Origin of the sequence: Halorarius halobius (genome assembly GCF_024298865.1) — an archaeon.
GTDB lineage: Archaea > Halobacteriota > Halobacteria > Halobacteriales > Haloarculaceae > Halorarius > Halorarius halobius.
This window is the reverse complement of sequence record NZ_CP101161.1, coordinates 2,550,806-2,569,542: the sequence shown is the minus strand read 5'-3', so window position 1 is coordinate 2,569,542 and position 18,737 is coordinate 2,550,806. Positions and strand designations below refer to the sequence as shown.

At 67.4% G+C, this 18,737-nt stretch carries 16 protein-coding genes; 4 read left to right on the top strand and 12 right to left on the bottom strand.

What is annotated here, in order from left to right; all coding sequences use genetic code 11:
* Positions 1 to 39: 39 nt before the first annotated feature.
* The 3 genes from NL112_RS13695 to NL112_RS13685 form a co-directional block, all read right to left on the bottom strand.
* On the bottom strand, positions 40 to 1,752 hold the full coding sequence (locus tag NL112_RS13695; RefSeq protein WP_255149405.1) for a YcaO-like family protein: 1,713 nt from the start codon (positions 1,750 to 1,752) through the stop codon (positions 40 to 42).
* Between the two features lie 55 nt (positions 1,753 to 1,807).
* A complete protein-coding gene (gene tbsP / locus NL112_RS13690) occupies positions 1,808 to 2,626 on the bottom strand; it encodes a transcriptional regulator TbsP (protein WP_350356173.1) in 819 nt (272 codons plus the stop codon).
* An 87-nt stretch (positions 2,627 to 2,713) separates the two neighbouring features.
* Positions 2,714 to 4,696 carry a hypothetical protein gene (locus tag NL112_RS13685; protein ID WP_255149403.1) on the bottom strand — a complete coding sequence of 661 codons (1,983 nt, stop codon included), beginning with the start codon at positions 4,694 to 4,696 and terminating at the stop codon, positions 2,714 to 2,716.
* A 106-nt stretch (positions 4,697 to 4,802) separates the two neighbouring features.
* On the opposite strand from NL112_RS13685, the gene glyA reads away from it, so the two are divergent.
* Entirely contained in the window at positions 4,803 to 6,050 is a 1,248-nt protein-coding gene (gene glyA, locus NL112_RS13680; protein ID WP_255149402.1) for a serine hydroxymethyltransferase, read from the top strand.
* Position 6,051: 1 nt separating this feature from the next.
* Here glyA and NL112_RS13675 read toward each other — a convergent pair whose 3' ends face one another.
* The 5 genes from NL112_RS13675 to NL112_RS13655 all read right to left on the bottom strand — a co-directional run bounded on the left by NL112_RS13675 (position 6,052) and on the right by NL112_RS13655 (position 12,502).
* Positions 6,052 to 6,810, bottom strand: a complete 759-nt coding sequence (locus NL112_RS13675; RefSeq protein ID WP_255149401.1) for a CAP domain-containing protein — start codon at positions 6,808 to 6,810, stop codon at positions 6,052 to 6,054.
* A 65-nt stretch (positions 6,811 to 6,875) separates the two neighbouring features.
* Positions 6,876 to 7,730 (bottom strand): hypothetical protein, encoded by an 855-nt coding sequence (locus tag NL112_RS13670; protein WP_255149400.1) that lies wholly within the window; start codon positions 7,728 to 7,730, stop codon positions 6,876 to 6,878.
* 386 nt (positions 7,731 to 8,116) lie between these two features.
* Positions 8,117 to 9,832 (bottom strand): PKD domain-containing protein, encoded by a 1,716-nt coding sequence (locus NL112_RS13665; protein ID WP_255149399.1) that lies wholly within the window; start codon positions 9,830 to 9,832, stop codon positions 8,117 to 8,119.
* Positions 9,833 to 9,998: 166 nt separating this feature from the next.
* Positions 9,999 to 12,266 (bottom strand): CDC48 family AAA ATPase, encoded by a 2,268-nt coding sequence (locus NL112_RS13660; protein WP_255149398.1) that lies wholly within the window; start codon positions 12,264 to 12,266, stop codon positions 9,999 to 10,001.
* On the bottom strand, positions 12,263 to 12,502 hold the full coding sequence (locus NL112_RS13655) for a DUF7127 family protein (RefSeq protein ID WP_255149397.1): 240 nt from the start codon (positions 12,500 to 12,502) through the stop codon (positions 12,263 to 12,265). Before NL112_RS13655 ends, NL112_RS13660 begins: the two co-directional genes overlap by 4 nt.
* Positions 12,503 to 12,667: 165 nt before the next feature.
* Here NL112_RS13655 and NL112_RS13650 point away from each other — a divergent pair, with 165 nt between their 5' ends.
* The gene (locus NL112_RS13650) at positions 12,668 to 13,429 is read left to right on the top strand and encodes an alpha/beta fold hydrolase (protein ID WP_255149396.1); all 762 of its coding nucleotides are present in this window, start codon (positions 12,668 to 12,670) and stop codon (positions 13,427 to 13,429) included.
* 2 nt (positions 13,430 to 13,431) lie between these two features.
* On the opposite strand, the gene NL112_RS13645 is transcribed toward NL112_RS13650, so the two are convergent.
* Both NL112_RS13645 and panB read right to left on the bottom strand, forming a co-directional pair.
* Positions 13,432 to 14,328 carry an ArsR/SmtB family transcription factor gene (locus NL112_RS13645; protein ID WP_255149395.1) on the bottom strand — a complete coding sequence of 299 codons (897 nt, stop codon included), beginning with the start codon at positions 14,326 to 14,328 and terminating at the stop codon, positions 13,432 to 13,434.
* 60 nt (positions 14,329 to 14,388) lie between these two features.
* On the bottom strand, positions 14,389 to 15,198 hold the full coding sequence (gene panB, locus NL112_RS13640) for a 3-methyl-2-oxobutanoate hydroxymethyltransferase (protein WP_255149394.1): 810 nt from the start codon (positions 15,196 to 15,198) through the stop codon (positions 14,389 to 14,391).
* Between the two features lie 81 nt (positions 15,199 to 15,279).
* Here panB and NL112_RS13635 point away from each other — a divergent pair, with 81 nt between their 5' ends.
* Positions 15,280 to 15,513 carry a DUF5822 domain-containing protein gene (locus NL112_RS13635; protein WP_255149393.1) on the top strand — a complete coding sequence of 78 codons (234 nt, stop codon included), beginning with the start codon at positions 15,280 to 15,282 and terminating at the stop codon, positions 15,511 to 15,513.
* 126 nt (positions 15,514 to 15,639) lie between these two features.
* Entirely contained in the window at positions 15,640 to 17,049 is a 1,410-nt protein-coding gene (locus NL112_RS13630; protein WP_255149392.1) for an FAD-binding oxidoreductase, read from the top strand.
* A 6-nt stretch (positions 17,050 to 17,055) separates the two neighbouring features.
* Here NL112_RS13630 and NL112_RS13625 read toward each other — a convergent pair whose 3' ends face one another.
* Both NL112_RS13625 and NL112_RS13620 read right to left on the bottom strand, forming a co-directional pair.
* Complete coding sequence (locus tag NL112_RS13625; RefSeq protein ID WP_255149391.1) at positions 17,056 to 17,577, bottom strand: HAD family hydrolase; 522 nt, start codon at positions 17,575 to 17,577, stop codon at positions 17,056 to 17,058.
* Positions 17,577 to 18,704, bottom strand: coding sequence for an acyl-CoA dehydrogenase family protein (locus NL112_RS13620; protein WP_255149390.1), 1,128 nt, complete (start codon positions 18,702 to 18,704; stop codon positions 17,577 to 17,579). Before NL112_RS13620 ends, NL112_RS13625 begins: the two co-directional genes overlap by 1 nt.
* Between the last annotated feature and the right edge of the window lie 33 nt (positions 18,705 to 18,737).

The window sequence follows — 18,737 nt, the reverse complement described above, 5'->3', positions numbered from 1 at the left end:
GTTGCATTTCTGCCCCAATCGCCTAAAACCTACTGCCGGTCACGGGAACGGGTGGTGGTCGCGCTCAAGGCGTGGCTCGAACCCCATCTCGGCGGGGACGCGCTCGGCCCGCTCGCCGAAGTAAGCGTCGTCGGTGAACAGCGGTTGTGCGCTCGGCACGACGACCCGGGCCGCTTCGAACCCCAGCGATTCGATGTCGCGGGTCGTCAGTCGACTCGCGTACGGGTCCAGTCCCGCGTCCGTGACCCGCGCCACGAGTTCCGACAGCTCCGCCTCGCCGTCGAACGACTCGTCCGGCCCGACCGACGAGGCGGGCACCGTCGTCTCCGGGTCGACGAACGCCCGGGCCGAGTCGGGGAAGCCGGCGTAGTGGCCGATGGCGCCCGACTCCTCGCTCGCGTCGTCACGGCCCATGCCACGTAGCTCCATCCAGTTCTGGAGCGCTTCCGCCAGCGCGCCACGCGCGGCCACCGCGGGGTCGAGGTCCGCGCTCATCCCGGCGGCGAACCGCGGCCAGTCGCCCTCGCGGTGGACGCACGCGGCGACGACGGGCACGTCCACGTCCTGCGTCAGCAGAAGCGCCGTCACGGACAGGTCTTCCGAACGGGCCCGCCGAGCCAGCGTCCCGAACCCCTCGTCGGCCACGTCCAGCCCCAGAGGGTCGAACGTCGAGTACCACGACAGCATCGCGGCGTCGCGCTCGACCACCTCGTACAGCCCGGACAGCAGGGCCTCGACGCCACCGTTGCCGAGACCCAGTCCCGTCGTGATGGCCGGGCGGTGTCGTACCTCCGGCGGGGGGAACGCGACGAACTCCGCGGGCAGGTGGACCCGTGTTCCCGAGCCGAGATGCTCGCCGGGCGTCCACAGCGGGGGCTCCGGTCCCGGCGTGAACGACGGCGCCGTCACGAACGTGGACGGCGGCACCGCGGCGGGTACCTCGTCGGCGGCCGCCCGCCCGAACTCGGCCGTGCGGTAGACGCCCGCCGCGTACCGTTCCAGCGCCTCCCCGAGCGCCTTCATGAACGCGGCGTTCCAGTCGGCGGCGACGCCGGCCGCGGCCGCGCTCGCGGTCGCGTCCGAGAACCCGGAGGTGTCCGCCAGCGACGCGAGGTAGTACGGTGCGGGCCACGACTCCGCTTCGCCGACCTCGGTCACGACGCCGACCCGGGGGTCGAGCGCGCGCTCGGCGGCCGCCAGCGCCGCATCGAGGTCCCGAGGCGCGTGCTCGCGGGTCAGCCCACCGTCGCGGCCGGGGTCGCAGTCACACCCCGGGACGGGAAGGAACTCCCGCTGGGCGTGGGGTACCTCGATGACGCCCCCGAGTACGGGCGAGGGCTCGCCGTCGAGCAGTCGCGTCGCCTCGCGGCCGGCGACGGCGCCCGCGAACCGCGCGTCCGCGTCGGCCGGCGTCGGCTCCTCGTCAGCGCCCTCCGCCACCGCGGCGACCCGCGTCCGCAGACAGTCGAAACAGCCCTGTCCGGGTGCGAACCCGGAGACGGCGGCCTCGACGTCCGCGAGCGGTCGACCGCCCACGCCGCCGAGTTCGACCGCCAGCCACGGCGTCTCGGCGGCTCGAGCGGCGTCGGTGGCGGCGTCGAACCCCGGTGCGCCGACGGGGCCGACGACGACGGCGAGGTCGACCTGACCGACGGCGTCCGGCCCGACCGCGGACACCCGACTCGCGGCGTCTTCGATGCCGTCACGGGCGGCCTCGGCGGCCGGCCCGCTACCGACGATTCCGACGTGCATGGCTCACGGGAGGTGCGGCCGGGAGAAAAACCCCGGTGGCGACGGGAGCGCGGTCTCAGGCCTTCGCCAGAACGGACTGCGCGACGGAGGCGAGTTCGTCGGAGTCGGCGTCCGCCAGCCGTTCGTCGCCGAGTTTCAGGCGGAGTCGGGGACGGCCCACGTCGATGGGCACCTTCTCGGTGTCGATGAGGCCCGCCTCCTCCAGTTTCGTCTTGGTGCGGGAGAACGTCGCCTTCGAGGCGATGCCCACGTCCTCGCCCCACTTCGAGATGTCGTACAGCAGTTCCTCGTTCTTGGCGGCGACCAGAAGCGAGATGGTCACCTCGTCGAGGCCGTCGCCGTCGCCGCGGGCCGTCTCGAGTGAGTCGAGCACGCCGTCGAAGTCGGCGGCGGTTGCCTCGCCGAGGCCCTCGCGAAGCGAGTCGCGAACGCGGGTGATGCCGGGCGTCCGGAGGCCGAACGGCTCGGCGGCCGCCGTGGCGTCCGCGTACTGCTGGTGTGCGCTCTCGATGAACTCCTCGTCGCCGGTAGCGAGCCCGGCGACCCGGTCGCCGGCCTCGACGACGGCGACCACGGAGTCGGCCGTCACGAGTAGCGTGTTGTCGCTCGACTCGTATTCGAACAGGTCGAGCTGGTCGGCGTCACGCAGGTCGGCGGCCGTGCTGGCGAGTTTGAAGTCGTCGGTGACATCCTTCAGCACGCCCGGCGCCGCGAGCACGGACACCGAAGCGGTGACGTCGGCGGCCGCGAGCACGTCCAGAAGTTCCGTCAGCGTCTCTACCGAGGGGTTCACCACGTACAGTTCCTCATCCGCCGACTCCACCGCCTCGCGGAGGACGTCGGCGACCGTCGGTTCGAGCAGGTTCGCGTCTATGGTCATGTGTCTCAAGTGGCCATCGGAGTTAATATTAGTGGCCTTGTGATGTGAAAAGGAGTTCCACCTATTTAAACCCCTCCCGAGTTACGGCTCGTGAGCCGCATCGGTCCCGCGGACCGTCTCGGCGAGGTCCTCGGACCACTCGAGGTCACCCTCGAACACGACGGGCGCGGTCCGGGCCTCCAGCAGTGACGCGAGCGCGTCACCGTCCAATCGGTCGCGGACGCGTGCCCCGTACAGTTGCCGCTGGTCGCCGAGCGGGTCGCGGTACGTCGCCCCGGCGTTTCGGGCCGCGGTGACGCCGTACTCGACGGCGTAACCGTCCTCGTCGGACTCGACGTCGACGACCGCCGGGCGGCCGGGGGTCGCGCCGAGCGCGAACGTCCCGTCGCCGATGACGGCGTAGTCGCGCCCCATCATGATGCGACGACGGGCCAGCGACAGCGCGCGGTCGATGCCGAACCCGTGGACCAGCAAGCGGCCGAACGCCGTCCCCACCCGAGTCGCCTGTTCGTTGAGCACCCGGTCGAGCGTGACGCCGCCCGCCACGCTCCCCTTCTCGACGAGTCGTTCGCCCTCGCGGTACGAGCCACAGGCGTTCAGGAAAAACGTCGTCGCCCCCGAACGGTCGAGCGACGACGCCGAGAGGTGGCCGTCGGGACACCGGAGCCCCTCCACCTCGCAGTGACCGACGAAATGGAGGAAGTCGGCGTCCCGTTCCAGCACGCGGGCGAGTTCGCTCGTCGACAGCGACTCCCGGACGGTGACCGAGAGCGGAAGCGACGACGACCGATAGCTGTCGACGACGCTCGTCTCGGCGAGCATCTCCGGGTCGTTCACGACGAGTTCGACACGGGCGGGCCCGCCGTCGGAGTCGGCACCGTAAGGCCGGTTCTCGTGAGCGCGGGTCGAGGTCTTGAACGCGTCGACGGGTTCGCCGGGTGCCAGCCACGCGTGAGCGGTGCCGGCACCGAGTTCGGGCGCGACGGGCGACACCGACACCACCTCGCCACGGTAGAAGTCGTCCAGCGAGGACGCCAGCAGATCGCGTGGCTCCATCTCCGACGCCTCCGCCGGGTACACAAGCGAGAGCCGGTCGAGCAGGTACGGAAGCGAGCGCGCCCGCTCGTACGTCGCCTCGACGTACGTCGAGAGATGCCACGGCGGCAACGGCACGTCGCCCGACGGTGCATCGAGATACGTCGAGTAGCGGACCGCAGGGGAGACGTCCCGCACCGCCGCGGGCTCGAGACCGAGTTCCGAGAGTGCAGTGCGGTCGATATCACCGTCGAACCGGCTCTCGCGGGCCAGACAGTCCATGTAGAACACCCGCCGGCAGTCCGTCGCAACCTCGCCGGCGAACGCCGGCAGTGCGCCGTACGGCCGCTCGAACCCGACGGAGGGAGCCGTCAACAGCGGCGCGTCTCGGGGCTCCGTGACGAGCTCCGCGCCGAGGTAGTACGCGAACGGAGCCGCGACGAGCACGCTCTCGAGTGTCTCCGGTACCCGCAACACGAGCGGCCGGTCCGCATCTGGGACCGCCGCTCCCGCCTCGAACTCGACGAGCGGTGGACGGGGACGCTGGGCCGGGCGCGACCGCTCTGGGCCGGCGTCCCCGAGCGACGCGCCCGCTACGGTGACCGCCGCGGCAACGCCCGCGGGCGTCGGGGGGACCACAACCGTCTCTGCCGCGGGCGGCTCCGTCCGGAATCCAAGCGACACGACCCGCTGGTCGTCGAACGAGAGTCGGACCATCTCGCCATCGCAGGCCAGAGTCGCGGGCCCGCGGAACCGGGCGAGCGTCTCGACGGGCGCGTCTGCCGTCAGCAGGAACTCGCCGTCGCCGAGTTCCTCGTCCGTGACGGCTCGGGTGCCGTCACCGACACCGATGGTCGCCACTTCCGCAGGCACGGACAGCCCGGCCGTTCGACCGGCGACAGCCGCCTCGGCCGGGTACGGAAGCGAACAGACGGGCGGCGTCGGGTCCCAGCCGTCGGTGGCGACAGTCACGGCACCGCTGGGGGCCGCGGCCCTGATTCCCCCCTCCACCAGCCCCCATTCGACCATGTGGCCGTATCTCACACGCGTCCGGCTTAAATGGTTACGGGGAAGTCGGGTCGCGGCGCTTGCCGCAGACGGGTAGATTCTTGCCCGGGGAGTCGAACCCCCGAATATGAACCACGAGACTGTCCGCGCAGTCGACCCGGCGGTCGCCGACGCCCTGGACGGCGAACTCCAACGACAGCGGGACACGCTGGCGATGATCGCGTCGGAGAACCACGTCTCCCCGGCAGTACTGGAGGCACAGGGTTCGGTACTGACGAACAAGTACGCGGAGGGATACCCAGGCAAGCGCTACTACGCTGGCTGTGAGTACGCCGACGAAATCGAGCAGTTGGCCATCGAGCGCGCAACGGAGCTGTGGGGCGCCGAGCACGTCAACGTCCAGCCACACTCCGGCACCCAGGCGAACATGGGTGTGTACCTGGCGATGCTCGACCCGGGCGACAAAATCCTCTCGCTGGACCTCAGCCACGGCGGGCACCTCAGCCACGGCCATCCGGCGAACTTCACCGGGCAACTGTACGACGTGAAGCAGTACGAGGTCGACCCCGAGACGGGCTATCTCGACTACGAGGGGCTCCGCGAGATGGCCGAGGAGTTCGACCCCGACATCGTCGTCTCGGGCTACTCGGCGTACCCCCGAGAGGTCGAGTGGGAGCGCGTCCAGGCCGCCGCCGACGCCGCCGACGCCTACCACCTCGCCGACATCGCTCACATCACCGGGCTCGTCGCCGCCGGCGTCCACGAGTCGCCGGTCGGCGTCGCGGACTTCGTCACGGGGTCGACGCACAAGACCATCCGTGCCGGTCGCGGTGGCATCATCATGACGAGCGAGGAACACGCCGACGACGTCGATTCCGCGGTGTTCCCGGGTGGACAGGGCGGCCCCCTGATGCACAACATCGCCGGCAAGGCCGTCGGGTTCAAGGAGGCACTGGAACCCGAGTTCGACGAGTACGCCGAGCAGGTCGTCGACAACGCCAAGGCGCTCGGGGAGACGCTCGAAGACCACGGCCTCGAACTCGTCTCCGGCGGGACTGATACGCACCTCGTGCTAGTGGACCTCCGCCCCTCGCATCCGGATACGACCGGTGGCGAGGCCGAGGACGCGCTCGAAGAGGTCGGACTGGTGTTGAACGCCAACACCGTTCCCGGAGAGACGCGCTCGCCGTTCAACCCCTCGGGCATCCGGGCGGGGACGCCGGGCCTGACGACGCGGGGAATGGGCGAAGCGGAGATGGAGCGGGTCGGTGACGTCATCGCTCGCGTCGTGGACGCGCCGGACGACGGGGACGTGAAAGCCGAAGCCTCTGACGAGGTGGATGCGCTAACCGACGAGTTCCCGCTGTACGAGTAGGTCACTCGTCGTTCGGCGTGTTCGGCCCGAGACGCGACGGATACGGCGGAAGGCCGCTCTCGTCTTCCATCGGGTCCTCCTCGGCTATCGGTACGCGGAACTTCTCGGTCGTGTTCGCGTTCACGAACCGGTCGAACTTCTCCCTGTCCGCGAACAACTGCGTGGCCTTGACGCTCCCGTCCGGTTCGCCGTACACGCCGACGCCGGTGACGCTGTAATCACCGTGCATCATCGCCCAGCGGTGTTCTCCCGAGAGCATCCAGGCCTGAACCATCGCCTTAGCGAATTTTCGAGTATCTCTATAGGTATGGTATTTTCCATCAGTAGGCCGTAGGGTTGGTTCTCTGAAATTCAATAAAATAATATTTTCAGCAGTATTTGAATAAGAATCATACTCATATTTGTCCATATATAATGTGTATTTATTCCCATCAGGGTCGACATGAGAGAAATAACTGCGGTTCCACATGTCATAGCTACGATAATCAGCAATTTGAGCCAGCCGTGGGCTCCATACGAGGGGTTCTTTTCCCGACTCTATGCGCTCGTGGTTGACGTAAGCGGCTATCCAGTACTCGACAGTGTTGGGCTCTTCGAGCGTACCATTCGGGTGAGTATCTGGGACATCACGCGAACTCAGCCGTTCCTGAACGGACGGTTCGTAAGGTGTAGGGGGGTGGCCTCGGGGTTCGCCGAAGTGGAGACATCCGCTCGTAGAGACCAGCAGGCAGACGATCAGAGTGACCCTGAGCCACCGCATGGAATCGCTCCAGTTGATAATTACTCAGCATCTGGAATGTATAAATCTGTCGCGAGGGCGTGAATTTATCCATCCGATATCGGATACTTTGCGAACCCGTCGCGTATCTTCGTCGTTCCGCGGAACCGGAGGTCGTTCGCGTTCTCGGTGTCCCCACGGACGAACTCGTTAGCTGCCCGCAGATGGAGGAGGTACCCTTCCTCGAACAGCGGTATCCGGTTGTGGTAGATTTTCGCCCGGCGCTCGAAGAACGAATCGCCACGCGAGTTGGCCTCGTTGAACGTCCGGTCTGCTTGCCCGATCTTGCTCCGGGCAGTCTGGAACGCCTGCTGTGCCGCCTGATACTCGTCGTTCTCCAGATAGTCGAGCCCTGACAGGTCGGCGCCGACCGCTTCCGCATACGCCTCGAAGGCGACGAGCTGCGGCTCCAGCAGATAGGCGTACTGCTCCGCGCCGTACGTGGTATAGTTCCATCGCTCGACATCGAAGGACGGAATTTCCGCCTCGAGATTCGGCCGCGATTCGTACAACTGGAGTATCGCCCGAATGTCCTCGGTCAGTTTCTCTCCAAGCGTCGGCCACGTCGCCAGGAGTTCCCGGGCTTTTCCCATCTTCTCTACCGCCCGGTCGTAGTCGGTCTCGCTGTCGATGAGATACTCGTACTGGTACACCTTCTCGAAGGTGAGCGAGAAACGACGGTAGAACGTGGAGCCGTGCGCAGCGATATCGGCGACGTGTTCGAGCAACTCGACACGAGCGGCTTGCTCGGTATTCGGTCGAACGTGCTCTCTCGCGTCCGAGAGGGCATCCCGCGCAGTGTCGACCAGTTGCTCGACCGAATCGAGATCCATACTCCCGAGATCCTCGTACCGGGGTGTCCAGACCTTCCTGTCGAACTGCACGAGGTCGTTCCTGTACATCTCGGTGAATGCGGCGTCGAGTTCCGCTCTGGCCGTCTCGAGTTTGGGTTCGACCGCCTCGATAGGCGTGGCTGAATCCGTATCTGTCGAGGAATCAGACGGTGTCAGTGTATCCGTCTCTCTCCGCGAATCGTTTTCGGGCGTAGACGAGCCGCCCCCCGGAGCGTTAGTGCCGCCAAAGCACCCTGTCAGCGCGAGCGTCGCCGCCGTAGTTGCTGACAGAAGTGCCCGTCGCGACGGGGCCACGGGGAACGAGTCGAAACTCCTTCGCGCGTCGGTCGTGTCGAATCGGCGTTCGTTATCCATCGTCGTTGATTCGCGAGGGGGCAGTCGACACACTGTTCGGACGGGGGGTAGCAGTCGCCGGGAAAACGGTATCCAGCATGTCAGTACATCCCTCCACCTGGACGGTAGCCTCCGTTTGCGATACGACGGCCTTGCTCGGCGGCGCGCTCACCGCTCGACGTGAGTCCACCGGTGTAGTCTATACCGCCGCCCCCGGAGCCGCTCGAGGAGCTGTGATCGTCCGTGTCGGAGCCGGCGTCCTGTCCATCATTACCGTTGCGCGAGTTGGTAGGTGTCGGGGACCCTCCGCCGGACTGAGCGCGGCGGACTGCTCGCTGAGATTCCTCGAACTCCGAGACTGCGGACGGATGACGCTCCAGAGCGTCCTGTTCTGTCGTTCCGTACCGTTCGTCCCAGTCCTCGGCGTTCACCTCACCGTCGCCGTTCAGGTCGTTCTCCACCCGCTTGCCGTTCATCGAGAACGACTGCGAGTCCGTGGTGGCCGCTCGACCCGCGATCGCATCGAGCTGAGCGTTCGATAGCGACGGTAGCGTCAGTCTGTCGCCATCGTTGTCCCTGACATCCGGCATCGTGATACCGGTTTCGTCGCTGATGTCGCCGCTGTGTTGCGTAATCTCCTCCTCGGTCTTCTTCCAGACGACGTTGTAGTGAGGCAGTCGCAACATCCGGTCCAGATCGGACGTACCCGTCTGGTAGCCGTCGTCGTCCCCGCTGTTGTCGGAACCCGCGATCTCGCAGTGATCGGGCAATTGGTTCTGACGTTCGTATTCTTTATCGTAATAGCAGTAAACAGTGTGTTTGGCACCAGATTCTATCTCAGGATCTGATTCTATCCCTTCAGATTTTATATTTAGATTTATAACAGAAACTCTCCCATCGTTATCCTCCGCTATGACAGAGACATCTCGACTCCCTCTATTGGGCACCTCCACTGTCGGTCCGTTCACCCACTCTCGGCTCACGATCCATCCGTCCGGATCGGATACCTCCGCCGTGAGTGTAATCGTCTCACCGGGATGGATCTGATCGGGCGTGTTGATGTCGATGACCGGCGGTTGATTCTCCGTAATCCGTACATCGTGGCTGGCGTGAGCGGTCCGTGATTCGGAGACACCAGTCACGTATATCGTCTCACTCCCGGGCGAGGTCCACGACGTCTCGCCACCCGTGCCGGAGATGCCGACCGACCACCCGAACTGTGGCTCCCCGTCGAAGCCGCCGTACTCGAGGTCGAACCGTGTCGGCTCTCCCGGCTCTGTTTCGGTAGGACCATCGATAGTCACCCATGGTTCCGGTCCGGAACCGCCCGAACAGGTGCCAGCCGCACACGACCCGGATGCACCGGGGTCGATGCCCGGCGGGTTGCCGGTATCGCTGTCGCTCCGCTCGGCCGGGACGCCCGGTTCCGGTGTCGTCTCCGTGGCTGGTGCGGGAGTTGGCGTCGATGCTGGGTCAGTAGCCTCCGAGTCGCCGACGTACACGTACAGCGTGTCGGTCGAGTCGGCACCGTCGTCGTCGGTGACAGTGACCGTGACGGCGTACGTGCCGGTCTCCATCGGCCGGAACCGAGTCCGACCACACGTCGGACAGCGGGGCGTTATCGTGGTCCCGCCCGGCGTCTCGACGCGCCACCCGTAACTGGCTATCTCGCCGTCCGGGTCGCGTGACCCGGTCGCATCGAGCAGTACTGTCGTCCCCTGTTCGACGTGCTGGTCGAGCCCCGCATCCGCTAGCGGCGCTTCGTTTCCACTACTCTGTCCCACCACACTCGCCGGGGCGACAACGACGGCCGCCACCAGAAGCGCGACGAGCGTCCACGTGCGCGACATTCGTAGGTAGATTTGGGGAAGTTTACGGATATAAAATTACTGTATGATTTGCCAAAATTAACTGTCGCATGACCCCGAACGACGACTGTCGTCCGGGGTTCCGAAATCGATACCGCAGGGTGAAAACGCCGGTCTACTGGAACGTCCGGCTGACCTCGCGGTCCGTCTCGGCTTCCTCCTTGCCGAACTTCTCCTCTATCTCCTCGTACTGTTTCTTCGTCTCCTCGTCGACGGAGGCGGTCACTTCGTCGAGCGCCTCCTCGAAGTGGTCCATGGTGATACGGACGTTGCCGACGGACGTCTCCGTGGCTTCGCGGTCCACGCTGTTGATGAACTCGCGGGTCGCGGCCATCGACGCCTCGCGGCAGACGGCCTCGATGTCGGCACCAACGTACCCCTCCGTCTTGCGCGCGAGTTCGTTCAGGTCTACGTCGTCGGCCAGCGGCTTGTGCTCGGTGTGGACCTCGAAGATCTTCCGGCGGCCGTCCTCGTCGGGCACCGGGACGTGGACGTGACGGTCCAACCGGCCCGGGCGCAACAGCGCCGAGTCGATGAGGTCCGGCCGGTTCGTCGTGGCGATGACGACGACGTCTTCCAGTTCTTCGAGGCCGTCGAGTTCCGTCAGCAGTTGGGAGACGACGCGTTCACCGACGCCGGAGTCGCCCATCTGTCGGCCGCGCTGGCCGGCGATGGAGTCGATTTCGTCGAAGAAAATGACCGTCGGGGCGTTCGAGCGGGCCTTCTCGAACACCTCGCGGACGCCCTTCTCCGACTCGCCGACGTACTTGTTCAGGAGTTCCGGCCCCTTGATGGAGATGAAGTTGCTCTCCGCCTCGTTGGCGATGGCCTTCGCCAGCAGCGTCTTCCCGGTGCCGGGCGGCCCGTACATCAGCACGCCCTTGGCGGCGTCGAGGTCCATCGTCTCGAACACCTCGGGGTAGTCGAGCGGCCACTGGATGGTCTCGCGGAGCCGCTCTTTGGTGTCCTCCAGACCGCCGACGTGCTCCCAGGTGACGTCCGGCACCTCGACGAACACCTCACGCATCGCGGAGGGCGTGATGCCCTTCATCGCCTCCTTGAAGTCGTCCTCGCCGACCCGGACGGCGTCGAGGATGTCGGCGTCTATCTCCTCGGCTTCGAGGTCGAGTTCGGGGCGGATGCGCCGCAGGGCGTTCATCGCGGCCTCCTTCGACAGCGACTCGAGGTCCGCCCCGACGAACCCGTGGGTCGACTCGGCGTACTGGTCGAGGTTCACGTCGTCGGCAAGCGGCATCCCACGGGTGTGGACCTGCAGGATCTCCTTGCGTCCGGTCTTGTCGGGGACGCCGATTTCGATTTCACGGTCGAACCGGCCGCCCCGCCGGAGCGCGGGGTCGATGGCGTCGACGCGGTTGGTCGCGCCGATGACCGTCACCTGGCCGCGCTCGTCGAGGCCGTCCATCATCGACAGCAGTTGCGCGACGACCCGGCGCTCTACGTCACCGGAGGTCTCGCCGCGCTTCGGCGCGATGGAGTCGAGTTCGTCGATGAAGATGATGGCCGGCTGGTTCTCCTCGGCCTCCTCGAACACCTCGCGGAGTTGCTCTTCGCTCTCCCCGTAGTACTTCGACATAATCTCGGGGCCCGAGATGTCCGTGAAGTAGGCGTCTATCTCGTTGGCGACGGCCTTCGCTATCAGGGTCTTGCCCGTCCCCGGCGGGCCGTGCAGGAGGACGCCCTTCGGCGGCTCGATGCCGAGCGTCTCGAACAGTTCGGGGTGGCGCATCGGGAGTTCTATCATCTCCCGCACGCGGTCGAGTTCGTCGTCGAGTCCGCCGATGTCCTCGTAGGTGACCGAGGGGGTGGAGCCCTCGGTCGTGCCGCCGCCCTCGCCGCCGACGATCTGCTCGGCCGGCTGTTCGGAGACGTTGATCTCGGTCGAGTCGGTGACGACCACCGTCCCGGAGGGGTCGGTGTCGGCTATCTTGACGGGGATGCGCTGGCCGCCCATCATCGAGAAGCCCCCGAGACCGAACGAGAAGGGCACCTGCTGGCCGCGCGTGACGGCCTGCCCGCTCAGTTTGTCCCGGATGTGGGGCGCGACGTTGCCGCTGATGCGGAGGTTCGAGGGGAGCGCGATGGTGACCGACTTCGCCGGCTTCACGTCGGCTTTCTCGACGGAGACGCGGTCGTCGATGCCGACGCCCGCCTCGCCGCGGAGTTGGCCGTCGATGCGGACGACCCCCGAGCCGGTGTCCTCGGGGTAGCCGGGCCACACGCGGGCGACTGCGCGGCCGTCGGCCCCCTCGATGACGACGTAGTCGCCGTTCTCGAGGTCCATCTCGGCCATCGCCTCCCGGTCGATGGCGGCGAGGCCGCGACCGGCCTCGCTCTGCTTCATGGGCTTGACGGTGAGTTTCATCGTTTCACCTCGATAGTGACGACACCGTTCGTCATAGAAGCACGGGCCACCCCCTCGGGCACCTCGAACTCGTACTCCTCGTCGCCCACGACCACGATGGCCGTCTCCCCGACCAGGTCGACGCTCCCGTCGCGGTCCGCGCCGAAGTCCGCGACCAGCACCGTCACCTCGTCGTAGTCGTACCGACGCGCGATAGCGTCGTCGTTCTGCGCGAACCGCTCCTGGAATGCGCTCATACTAACTCCAAGTTAGCTATTGTAGTATTTAAATGTTTCTCAAAATCCCGAATACTGTAATAAAGGAACAGCTACCACTTTGTTTGCGGTTCAGGCTGGCCTCCGTCGAGCGTCCGCGGACCGTGAGTCGCCCGGGTTGAAGTCACCGTCTCCCGGAGTAGCGGTATGGACACCGTCAGCCACCACGGCCGCGAGACGGCCTACCGCACGACGTCGTTCGAGGAAGGAGACCCCGTACTGTACGTCCACGGCTCCGGGGGCGACCACCGCGTCTGGGTCGAGCAGTACGGACCTCAGGGCATCGGGCCGGCGGCCGCCGTCGACCTGACGGGCCACGGCGAGAGCGACGACGAGGACCTGCCGGCGGGCGAGGCGTGCCTCGACGCGTATGCCGACGACGTGGTCGCCGTGGCGGAGGCGACGGGAGCACGCACGCTCGTCGGCAACTCGATGGGCGGGGCCGTGGCGCTGTGGGTCGCCCTGGAGCGTGACCTGCCGCTCGACGCGCTCGTCCTCTGTGGTACGGGCGCGAAACTCGGCGTCGGCGACGACCTGCTGGCGATGCTCGACGACGAGTACGACGCGGCCGTCGAGGCCGTCCACGCGCCGGACCTGCTGTTTCACGACGCCGACGCCGAGACCGTCGAGCGGTCGAAATCCCTCCTGACGGACACCGGCGGCCCGGTCACTGCACGCGACTTCCGCACCTGCGACCGGTTCGACGTCCGCGAGCGACTCGACGAGGTGACGGTGCCCGCGCTCGCGCTCACTGGCGAACACGACGGGATGACCCCGCCCTCGTTCACGGAGTATCTCGGCGAGCACCTGCCCGACTGCGAGACGGCCATCCTGGACGACTGTGCGCATCTGTCGATGCTGGAGCGGCCGGACGCCTGGAACGAGCGCGTGCGGTCGTTCCTCCGGTGAGTCTACGCCGGGCGGCGCTGTACCTCCGTGACCGATGCGGTCGCGTCGACTGTCGCCTCGACCGTCTCCCCACCCTGGTCGAACCGGACGCGGAGCCGTAGCGGGTCCTCGCCCACGAGTTCGGCATCCGGCCTGGCCGTGTCCACGAGCGACCACGACGGGTCGGTTCGGGTGTCGAACCCGTGTTCGTAGAGGAACCCCTGCACTGCGGGGTGGAACAGCGCCGGCATCACGCCCGACGCGCGGGCCGTGCTTCCACAGCGGCCGCACTCGTACCGGACGTGGGCCGGGACGCCAGCGACGCGGTCGGGTTCGTCGTCGGCCACCAGTTCGCCGGTCATGCGGCCGGTACACGTGTAGCAGAACCCCGCGACGACGCCGTCGAACACGTGGCCCATCCAGCGGTCGAACGCGCCCGGGAGTTCCTCGCGGTCGAACTGGTCGAGGCTCCCGGGAGGGAACGTGAACGTGTTCTCCCAGCCGTCACAGTCGGAACACGTCAGCGTGGCCGTCTCGTCGGCGTACGCCGCCAGCACCTCGGCGCCACAGAGCGGACACGCGCCCTCGACGGGGAACGGGTCGACGGTGGCGTTCGCGGTGTAGGTGCCCGCGTGCATCGCCCCGAGCACCTGGCGGCCGGCGTAGGTCAGTTCGTACCCCGCGTCGGTCTTGCGCACGAACGTGTCCCGGAGCTTCCGGAGGTGGTAGTTGAACTGGCCGCTGTCGCTGACGCCGACCCGCTCGCGGAGGTCGCCGAACGCGACGGCCTCGTCCGGCGTTTCGCCGAGTGCGCTGACGATGCTCAGGCGGATGTCGTCACCCAGCAACGCGAACACGGCCTCCGGGGACTGTCGGTCTACGGCGATGGCCGCATCGCCCGTCTCGCTCGTTTCACTCATGCGGTAGCTATCGACGAGCGGTGAGATGACCCTGTCGGGCGTTCCGAGACGGGCGAGCCGTCAGTAGACGTCGTCGAGGTCGTCCTCGTAGTGGCTGTGTTCCTCGGCCGGGAACGCGCCCGATTCGACGTCCTGCTTGTAGCCCGCGATGGCGTCGCGCATCTCGCCGCGCACGTCGCCCCACTTCTTCGAGAACGGCGCGGTCCGCTCCGAGAGACCGATGACCTCGTCGACGGTGAGCACCTGCCCGTCGCAGTCGGGGCCGGCGCCGATGCCGATGGTCGGGATGTCGATGGTGTCGGTGACGGCCGCGCCCAGGTTGGCGGGGACGTGTTCGAGGACGAGCGAGAACGCACCCGCCTCCTCGTGGGCCCGTGCGAGTTCGACCGTCTCGCGGGCGGACTCCTCGTCGGTCCCCTGCCGGAACAGGCCGGTCTCGTTCTCGCGCTGGGGTGTGAGCCCGAGATGCGCCTGCACGGGGACGCCGATGTCGGTGAGGCGGTCGGTTAACTCGACGGTGTGGGGACCCGACTCCAGTTTCACGGCGTCGGCGCCCGCCTCCTTCACCATGCGGCCGCAGTTCTCGATGGCGTCGCCCTCGTCGGCGCCGTACGAGAGGAACGGCATGTCCGCGACGACGAACGCGTCGTCGGCGCTCCGGGCGACGGCACCGGTGAGACTCGCCATCTCGTCGACCGACACCGGGAGCGTGGAGTCGTAGCCCAGACGGAGGTTGCCGGCTGAGTCGCCGACGAGTATCATGTCGATGCCGGCCTCGTCTGCGACTTCTGCGGTGGGTGCGTCGTAGGCCGTTATCATCGTCAGCGGCTCTTCCCCGGCCTTCGCGCGGATGTCCTTGGCGCGGACCATGCCACGCGCTCGGGGTGTGCCCGCATTAAACAGTTCGGCACGGACCGTAACCGCTTACCCGGGCAAGCCCCCAGCGGGGGTATGCCGGAACGCGTCGAGACGACGGACCCCGACGGTGTCGACTTCACGTGGGTCATGCAGGTGACGTTCGTCGTCACCATCGTCGTCGGCGCGCCCGTCGTGGCCCTCGCCTCGACGCTGGTCACCCTGTCGACCTGGAGTGCGATGGCCTCTTTCGCCATCCGGGTCGGCGCCGTCGTCTGGTTCTGCACCGCCGTCGGCGTCTACCTGGTGGCGCGACGGCGCAAAGAGTGACCGGACGGGCCGAGGGCGCCCACGGGTAAGCCGGAGATACGCCCGGCCGGGCCGCGCTTACTCGCGGCCGACCGCCGAATGCCGGTGCGTAACAATCACCTCTCGACTCGTCGGCCCCCGACGACCATGACGGCGAGCGCGAACACGGACGACGAACACCGGATACCGGACGCGGTCGAGACGCTCCGCACGGCCGTCCGCGGGCCGGTGCTCCTCCCCGACGACGACGAGTACCACGAGGCACGGACGGTGTGGAACGGCATGATAGACAAGCGACCGGCCGTGGTCGTCCAGTGCACCGGAACCGCCGACGTCGTCGCGGCGGTGAACGCCGCCCGCGAGTCCGACATGGAGCTCTCGGTCCACGGCGGCGGCCACAACGTCGCCGGCACCGCCGTCACCGACGGCGGCCTGATGGTCGACCTCACGCCGATGAACGGCGTCCACGTCGACCGGGCGGCCGGAACGGTCCGGGCCGAGGGAGGCGCACTCCTCGGCGACGTCGACCACGAGACCCAGCTATTCGGGCTCGCCACGCCGCTCGGCGCAGTCTCGGAGACCGGTATCGCCGGCCTGACGCTGAACGGCGGCTACGGCCACCTCTCGCGGGAGTACGGGCTCGCCTGTGACAGCCTCGTTTCGGCCGACGTAGTGACCGCCGACGGGCAGGTTCTGACCGCGAGCACCGAGTCGCACCCCGACCTGTTCTGGGCCATCCGGGGCGGCGGCGGCAACTTCGGCGTCGTCACCTCCTTCGAGTACGACCTTCACGAGGTCGGCCCGGAGGTGTACGGCCTGTTCACGTGGTTCCACGGCGACGACGCGGAGGCCGCACTGGCGGGGTTCCGGGAGTGGACCGGCGACGCGCCCCGCGAGGCCGGCGCGCTCGCGTTCACCGCGCACGTCCCCGAACTCGCCGAGTTTCCCGAGGCGTCGTGGGGCGACCCATCGGTTGCGTTCATCGGCTCGTACCGCGGCGACCCCGCGGACGCCGACGAGGTGTTCGAGTCGCTGACCGAGCGGGCAGAGCCGCTCGCGGACCTCTCGGGGCCGATGCAGTTCGAGGCGTTGCAGTCGATGCTCGACGAGGACTACCCCGACGGGATGCGCTACTACTGGAAGTCGACGTTCGTGACCGGCCTGCCCGACGAACTGCTCGACGTGCTCGTCCGGTACAACGAGCGGGCGCCCTCGGCGCTGTCGACGGTCGACGTGTGGCATCTCGGCGGGGCCGTCGCGGCTGTCCCGCAGGACGCGACGGCGTTCTGGCACCGCGACAAGCCGTACATGGTGAACTTCGAGGCGAACTGGACCGACCCCGACGACGACGAGGCGAACCTCGCGTGGGCACGCGAGGGACTGGCCGCCGTCGAGGAACTGGACGTGGCGGGCGGCCGCTACGGCAACTTCCCCGGGTTCGAAGAGGACCCGGTGAGCCTCCAGTTCGGCGGCAACTACGAGCGACTGGTCGACGTGAAAACCGAGTACGACCCCGAGAACCTGTTCCACCACAACCGGAACGTCGAACCGCGGTGACCGCGATTAGAGCCAGTCGCGCACGTAACTGAACGCGGTACCGGCGTTCGCGGCCGTCTCGGCGTCGCTGTCGCTGTCCCCGACGAACACCGCGCTCTCGGGGTCGACGCCCAGCGGGTCCAGCGCCGCCAGGAGTGGTTCGCCGGCCGGCTTGCGCCACGGCCCCGAGTCGCGGCCGACGACCGAGCCGACGTGGGGGTCGAGTTCGTGCCGTTCGAGCGCCTCTCGACAGGCCGTCTCGCAGTTCAGCGAGCAGACGCCCACGGGAACATCGTGGGGGAGCAGGTCCGCGGCCGGCAGGCGGACGGCGTCGCGTGCCCCCGCGCGTTCGTGGTCCGAGAGGACGTTCTCGACGGCGCCGTAGTGACCGTTCTCCTCGGCGAGCGAGACCATCGACCAGATGTCCCCCTCCGGGTCGAGTCCGCGTGCGTCGAGCGCGTCTGCCACCTCCTGGCGGACGGCCTCCCAGTCGACGGCCAACTCGACGAGCGTGTTGTCGAGGTCGTAGACGACGGCGTCGTACTCCATCAGTCCAGCAGTTCGCGGGCGATGACCTTCTTCTGTATCTCGCTGGTGCCCTCGTAGATGGTGGTTATCTTCGCGTCGCGGTACATCCGCTCGACCGGGTAGTCGGTCGTGTAGCCGTAGCCGCCGTGTATCTGGACCGCCTCGTTGGTCACGTCCATCGCGTTCTCGGAGGCGAAGTACTTCGCCATCGAGGCGGCCTGCGCCGGTGGACGGCCGTCGTCGAGACCGCGGGCGGCGTCGTACGTCAACAGCCGCGCGGCCTGCGTGCCGGTCGCCATCTCGGCGAGTTTGTGCCGGATGCTCTGAATCTCCGCTATCGGCTCGTCGAACTGCTCGCGCTCGGTGGCGTACGACTGCGCCTCGTCGAGCGCCGACTGTGCGAGTCCGACCGACTGGGCGGCGATGCCGACCCGACCGCCCGTGAGAATCGAGAACGCCGCCGAGAGGCCGCGCCCCTCCTCGGTGAGCCGATACTCCGCGGGGATGCGGGCGCCCTCGAACGTGAGCGTCGTCGTGTCCGACCCCCGGAGCCCGAGTTTCTCCTCTTTCCGGCCGACTTCGAGACCGTCGACGTCCTTCGGGACGAGGAACTGCGTGACGCTGCCGGGGTCGTCGCGGTCCGTCTTCGCGAACACGACGACCACGCCCGACCGCTCGCCGTTCGTTATCCACTGCTTGTCGCCGTCGATGACGTACTCGTCGCCCTCCCGGCGCGCGACCGTCGACATCTCCGCGGGATTCGACCCCGCCTGTGGCTCCGAGAGCGCGAACGCGCCGACCGGCCGCCCGTCGACCATCTCGGGGAGATACTCCTCTTTCACGGGGTCGCTCCCGAACTCCGCGAGACACGAGGTGGCGAGACAGTGGACCGACAGCGCGGTCGCCACCGATAGCTGGCCGTACGCCACCTCCTCGTTCACCAGCGCGTACGTCAGCCCGTCGACATCCATCCCACCGTACGCCTCGGGGACGGTCATCGCAGTCAGGTCCAGGTCGGCGAGTCCGTCCCACACCTCCTCGGGGAACGTCTCCGTCTCGTCGGCCTCCCGGGCGGTCGGCCGCACCTCCTCGGTAGCGAACTCCCGGACGGTCTCGCGGATGGCCTCGTGCTCGGGGGACAGCTCCATATCCGGGCGTTGGCGCGCTCCCGCAAAAGTTAC

What these genes read in the sequence shown, in the direction of transcription:
- NL112_RS13670 (WP_255149400.1), bottom strand. Translation starts at nt 7,730, where the DNA reads ATGTACAGGAACGACCTCGTGCAGTTCGACAGGAAGGTCTGGACACCC.
- NL112_RS13645 (WP_255149395.1), bottom strand. Translation starts at nt 14,328, where the DNA reads ATGAGTGAAACGAGCGAGACGGGCGATGCGGCCATCGCCGTAGACCGA.
- NL112_RS13650 (WP_255149396.1), top strand. Translation starts at nt 12,668, where the DNA reads ATGGACACCGTCAGCCACCACGGCCGCGAGACGGCCTACCGCACGACG.
- panB (WP_255149394.1), bottom strand. Translation starts at nt 15,198, where the DNA reads ATGGTCCGCGCCAAGGACATCCGCGCGAAGGCCGGGGAAGAGCCGCTG.
- NL112_RS13620 (WP_255149390.1), bottom strand. Translation starts at nt 18,704, where the DNA reads ATGGAGCTGTCCCCCGAGCACGAGGCCATCCGCGAGACCGTCCGGGAG.
- NL112_RS13630 (WP_255149392.1), top strand. Translation starts at nt 15,640, where the DNA reads ATGACGGCGAGCGCGAACACGGACGACGAACACCGGATACCGGACGCG.
- NL112_RS13695 (WP_255149405.1), bottom strand. Translation starts at nt 1,752, where the DNA reads ATGCACGTCGGAATCGTCGGTAGCGGGCCGGCCGCCGAGGCCGCCCGT.
- NL112_RS13625 (WP_255149391.1), bottom strand. Translation starts at nt 17,577, where the DNA reads ATGGAGTACGACGCCGTCGTCTACGACCTCGACAACACGCTCGTCGAG.
- NL112_RS13635 (WP_255149393.1), top strand. Translation starts at nt 15,280, where the DNA reads ATGCCGGAACGCGTCGAGACGACGGACCCCGACGGTGTCGACTTCACG.
- glyA (WP_255149402.1), top strand. Translation starts at nt 4,803, where the DNA reads ATGAACCACGAGACTGTCCGCGCAGTCGACCCGGCGGTCGCCGACGCC.
- NL112_RS13685 (WP_255149403.1), bottom strand. Translation starts at nt 4,696, where the DNA reads ATGGTCGAATGGGGGCTGGTGGAGGGGGGAATCAGGGCCGCGGCCCCC.
- NL112_RS13660 (WP_255149398.1), bottom strand. Translation starts at nt 12,266, where the DNA reads ATGAAACTCACCGTCAAGCCCATGAAGCAGAGCGAGGCCGGTCGCGGC.
- NL112_RS13655 (WP_255149397.1), bottom strand. Translation starts at nt 12,502, where the DNA reads ATGAGCGCATTCCAGGAGCGGTTCGCGCAGAACGACGACGCTATCGCG.
- NL112_RS13675 (WP_255149401.1), bottom strand. Translation starts at nt 6,810, where the DNA reads ATGCGGTGGCTCAGGGTCACTCTGATCGTCTGCCTGCTGGTCTCTACG.